This is a genomic window from Microcystis sp. M49636_WE2 (assembly GCF_030065375.1).
Lineage (GTDB): Bacteria > Cyanobacteriota > Cyanobacteriia > Cyanobacteriales > Microcystaceae > Microcystis > Microcystis aeruginosa_C.
Genome location: NZ_JASJFG010000180.1, coordinates 1 through 5,360, shown reverse-complemented (window position 1 = coordinate 5,360; position 5,360 = coordinate 1). Strand labels below are relative to the sequence as shown.

Sequence of the window (5,360 nt, the reverse complement as noted above, 5' to 3'; positions counted from 1 at the left end):
TCAGTCTGTAGAGCGACCATAAGACCAGAACAGAGTAAATCTGTTAAGGCAGGTGCGAAAAATCCTTCGGGAAAGAAGCAGAAACCTAAATCGTGAGGTTTGGGAATCACCGTCCGTTTTACGGCGGCGAGGATGTCAATATTAGTTGTTTTTTTTCGAGATCGAGCTAGACTTAATTAACCTGTTAAGTAGTTGGACAAAAGTAAAGTTAACTGTGGGGTAAGGAGTCGGTCGTCAGGAGTCGGTCGTCAGTAAGAATTGCGGCAATTTACATTTCTTAAGATAGACAACAGAATTTATGTCCGACTACTTACACAATCAATTCTAGAGCTTGCCAACGGCTAATAGAGTCAATTTTGGCCGCTAACTGGTTCCCGTGTCAATCGACTTTTTTTTATTAGCGGCGAAATCGATTTGACCACGTTTAGGATCATTGTCATCATCTCTAGACAACCAGCTATTGTTCTGACGTTGCCCAAAACCAGAGACTTCCTACCCCACCATTAAGATAACTGCTAGATTAGCTGACCAATGTTGTTTAGCTGTTAATTTTTGTAAAAAAAACATCGTCTGTATCCTATTGTACAGCTAGACTAAAAATAGCTAGAAAAAGCAGTTAGATCGGCAAGAGGGAAAAGGTAAAAACCCTGGCTGGAAGATGAAGGGTAAATAGGCAAATAATCCTGAATTACCGCTCTAAAGTTGGCTTTACCGACGGCGAAAGACCAGACTAATCAGGCAAATATCGTCAAATAAACTAATCAATATAGCTTCTTAGGTGTCTGGGAGTGAAAAGGACAGATAACGAAGTTTTTCTAGTTTCTATAACTGCACTAATCAGAGACCTAGAACTTACCTCTAAACCGACAACTAAATTATCAGGAGAATTGGGGTTATGCCGACTCTACACACGCTGACCAATGATAGTATCTCTTGTCCCCTGCCCGATCGCGTGGAGAACGTCAATTTCCACTACGAATTAGAAAATCAATTTCATCCCACCTACGGCCTCGAAAACCTAGGCATGAAAAATCTCGGTCGCGTTTATCGCAATCTTTCCGTACCGCAATTAGTCGAACAGGCGATCGAACGTCATGAGGGCGTTTTAGCCGATAATGGGGCTTTAGTGGTGGAAACGGGTAAATATACCGGTCGTTCCCCCAAAGATAAATTCATTGTCAAAGAAGCCAATAGCGAAAAGGAAATCGACTGGAATCAGCATAATGCCCCGATTAGCGAGGAAAAATTCCAGCAGTTATACCGAAAAGTCCTCGCCTATGTACAGGGAAAAGACCTATATATCTTCGATGGTTACGTCGGGTCCGATCCTAATTATCGCTTTGGCGTGCGCGTTGTCACCGAAATCGCCTATCATAACCTCTTTGCCCATCAGTTATTCCTCCGGCCCAGTGCGATCGAACTAGCTGCCCATCAAACTGATTTTACCGTGATTGCCCTGCCGGGGTTACAGGGAGATCCCGAGGATGACGACCTGAACAGCGAAGCCTTTATCGTCCTCAACCTGGCAAAAAAAATCGTTCTCATCGGTGGCACTCGCTACGCTGGCGAAATCAAAAAATCCGTCTTCTCGATGATGAACTACCTGATGACCAAACAAGGGGTTTTACCGATGCACGGTGCCGCTAACATGGATAAACACGGTCATACGGCCCTCTTTTTCGGTCTCTCCGGTACGGGTAAAACCACCCTTTCCGCCGATCCTAAACGCAGCCTCATCGGTGATGATGAACACGGTTGGTCAGAAGACGGCATTTTTAACTTTGAAGGCGGTTGTTATGCTAAAACCATCCGTTTAAGTGCCGAATACGAACCCCAAATCTGGGCAGCGATTCAATTTGGCACTATTCTCGAAAACGTGATCCTTTCCCCCGATAATCGCCTTCCCGACTACGATGATGGACGTTTGACCGAAAACACCCGCGCCGCCTATCCCCTGCGTTATATCCCTAATTGTGCCGTATCTGGCATGGGAACCCACCCAAAAACTATTATCTTCTTAACTGCCGATGCTTTTGGGGTACTGCCACCAATCGCCAAATTAACCACGAACCAGGCGATGTATCATTTCCTCTCCGGTTATACTAGCAAATTAGCGGGAACGGAACGGGGAATCACCGCCCCACAGGTGACTTTTTCCAGTTGTTTCGGTCAATGTTTCTTCCCTCTGTCCCCCCTCGTCTATGCCCAAATGTTAGGGCAACGTTTAGAACAACACCCCGAAACCTCGGTTTATCTGATTAATACCGGTTGGTCCGGCGGTCCCTACGGAGTCGGCGATCGCATTTCGATCAAACACACCCGCGCTATGGTTTCCGCCGCTTTAAATGGCGATTTAGAGGAAGTAGTTTTCCATCCTCATCCCATCTTTCAAGTTCTCGTCCCCGAAATTGTCCCAGGAGTTCCCAAAAAAATCCTCGACCCGCGACAAGCATGGCAAGATGGCGAATCCTACGACCTACAGGCGCGAGAATTGGCCCATCGTTTCGTGGAAAATTTCCGTCAATTTACCACTGCCTCCCAAGAAATAATTGCAGCCGGTCCAATTTGGGAATAACAGCATCAAGGAATCGGTTTTAACGAAGGCAGTATTCAGTATTCAGTATTCAGTATTGAGTATTCAGGAGTCAGTATTCAGGAGTCAGGAGATTATTTTTATTTATTCTCCAGGCTCCAGGCTCCGGTACTTCCTACACCCTTCTATTGCCCATAGCTTGTCCGGCGAGATAACCAGTGGTCCAAGCGCTTTGAAAATTAAATCCCCCCGTGACTGCATCGATATCTAATACCTCCCCGGCAAAATATAACCCCGGACAGATTTTACTTTCCATAGTTTTAAAATCCACTTCCTGAAGATTCACTCCCCCAGAGGTGACAAATTCCTCCTTAAACACCCCTTTTCCTTTGATTTGATATTCCCCTTGCTGTAATTCAGTCATTAATCGATTGAGAGTATTTTTAGATAATTCGGCCCAGGGAGTTTCCGCGTTAACAGTCAAGTAACTTAATAAACTCTGCCAAAGACGCTTAGGTAACTGCTCAAAGGGACAATAATTAAAAAGTTTTCTTTTGGGATATTCACTTTTAGTTTGTAAGATAATTTCTCGCAATTTTTCAGGATGATAATCCCCCAACCAATTAATGATTAAAGGCATTCGGTAATGATGCTCGTGAAGTACCCGCGCTCCCCAAGCAGAGAGTTTTAGGATAGCAGGTCCACTGACTCCCCAATGGGTAATTAACAAAGGTCCGATTTGTTCTAATTTACTTCCCCCAAGACGAACTCGCACTTTATCCACAGTAACCCCTAACAAATCTTTCAGACGAGGATCGGCAATTTGAAAGGTAAATAAAGAAGGGACAGGAGAGACTAGAGAATGACCTAAATCTTGAGCGGTGCGATAACCAAAAGGACTACTTCCCGTAGCAATTAAAAGCTTATCTGCCCTAATTTGCTCATCTCTTTTTAATTCAATTAAAAAACTTTCTTCCTGTTTTTTAACCGATTTAACTGGGGAATTTAGCCTTAAATTAACCCCAGCAAAAGTCGCACTTTCCCGCAGACAATTAACAATAGTTTCAGAATTATCGGTGCTGGGAAACATTCGTCCATCCGCTTCTGTTTTTAGTTTTACCCCCCGCAATTCAAACCATTTAATAGTATCTTGGGGTTGAAAACGACTAAAAGCTCCCCGTAGTGCTTTGCCACCGCGAGGATAATAATTAACCAATTGGGAAACGTCAAAACAATGATGGGTGACATTACAGCGTCCCCCTCCCGAAATCCGCACTTTCGCCAGAGGTTCTTTTGCCGCTTCTAGGATAGTAACGCCAGCTTTTGGGTTAAATTCTGCCGCTTTAATTGCGCCAAAAAATCCCGCTGCCCCGCCACCAATTACGACTATTTGAGTCATATATCAAGGAAAAAGTTAAGTTTAAACCGCCAAAAATCGCTGAATGACTTCTTGACTTAATTCACTTGTGAAACCGGAAGCAACAATTCCCCCTTTCTGCATGGCGTAATATCGATCAGCTTGGCGGACAAAATGCAGGTGTTGTTCTACTAATAAAACGGCGATTCCTTTGCTGGCAACAATACGCCGCACTGCCGCTTCAATTTCGAGGATAATTGACGGTTGAATTCCCTCCGTGGGTTCATCTAAAATTAATAATTTTGGTTCCCCCACTAAGGCGCGAGCGATGGCTAATTGCTGTTGTTGTCCACCGCTTAAATCTCCTCCCATCCGCGATAACATGGTTTTTAAAACGGGAAATAAATCAAAGATTTCTTCGGGAATTGTGGCATTTTTTCTCCTTGTGGGTAAAGCTTCCAAACCGAGAATTAAATTCTCTTTTACCGTTAAACGGGGAATAATATCCCTACCCTGCGGCACATAACCCAGTCCTAATCTGGCTCTTTGATCTGAGGTTTTATTAATCAGGTTTTGTTGCTCATAATTAATTGCTCCCGCTCGCGGTTTGAGAATCCCCATCAAGGTTTTTAATAGGGTAGTTTTACCCACGCCATTACGTCCGATTAAACAGACCATTTCTCCCGCATTAATGTTAAGATCAACATCTCTTAAAATATGACTTTCTCCGTAGTAAACATTGAGATCAGATATGTGTAACATTGTCAACCCTTTTTAACTAATTTTAATCCTTTAACTTTTTATTCTTCCGAGGAACCTAGATAAACTTCAATAACTTTCGGATCATTTTGAATTTGCTCCATATTCCCCTCACAGAGAACAGTTCCTTGGTGTAAAACCGTGACTTTGCGGGCAATTTGACGGACAAATTCCATATCATGTTCAATGACAATAATCGAATGACTTTCCGCTAAATTTAATAACAAATTACCCACGTTTTCCGTTTCTTCATCGGTTAATCCTGCCACGGGTTCATCTACTAGCAGTAAATCTGGTGACTGGGCTACTAATTGTCCTATTTCTAAGCGTTGTTTTTCCCCGTGGGAAAGTAAAGAAGCGGATAAATCAGCTTTAGCAGTTAACCCGATAATTTCCAATAAACCAATAACTTGTCTGCTATCTTCTAGGGGAGGACGACCGAAAAGAGTCGAGAAAACATTTTTATTACGGTTGCTAACTAAATCGAGATTTTCTCGGACAGTTAGATTTAAATATACCCTGGGAGTTTGGAATTTGCGACCAATACCTAAACGAGCGATCGCATATTCGGGAATTTTGCGGAGATCTCGACCTTTAAATAATACCCGTCCGATGGTGGGTTGCACTTTCCCCGTAATCACATCTAAAAAAGTGGTTTTTCCCGCACCATTGGGACCGATAATCACCCGTAATTCTCCCGTATCCATACTG

At 43.4% G+C, this 5,360-nt stretch carries 4 protein-coding genes; 1 reads left to right on the top strand and 3 read right to left on the bottom strand.

Annotated elements, in window-relative coordinates; all coding sequences use genetic code 11:
• Positions 1 to 895 precede the first annotated feature (895 nt).
• Positions 896 to 2,575: a phosphoenolpyruvate carboxykinase (ATP) gene (gene pckA, locus PX484_RS04140; RefSeq protein ID WP_287767906.1), complete on the top strand. Its 1,680-nt coding sequence runs from the start codon at positions 896 to 898 to the stop codon at positions 2,573 to 2,575.
• A 133-nt stretch (positions 2,576 to 2,708) separates the two neighbouring features.
• On the opposite strand, the gene PX484_RS04135 is transcribed toward pckA, so the two are convergent.
• The 3 genes from PX484_RS04135 to urtD form a co-directional block, all read right to left on the bottom strand.
• A complete protein-coding gene (locus PX484_RS04135; RefSeq protein ID WP_287767909.1) occupies positions 2,709 to 3,932 on the bottom strand; it encodes a BaiN/RdsA family NAD(P)/FAD-dependent oxidoreductase in 1,224 nt (407 codons plus the stop codon).
• Between the two features lie 21 nt (positions 3,933 to 3,953).
• Complete coding sequence (gene urtE / locus PX484_RS04130; RefSeq protein WP_108937702.1) at positions 3,954 to 4,652, bottom strand: urea ABC transporter ATP-binding subunit UrtE; 699 nt, start codon at positions 4,650 to 4,652, stop codon at positions 3,954 to 3,956.
• Positions 4,653 to 4,690: 38 nt separating this feature from the next.
• Positions 4,691 to 5,360: urea ABC transporter ATP-binding protein UrtD (gene urtD / locus PX484_RS04125; RefSeq protein ID WP_288102949.1), on the bottom strand; the 670-nt coding region annotated here is incomplete at its 5' end.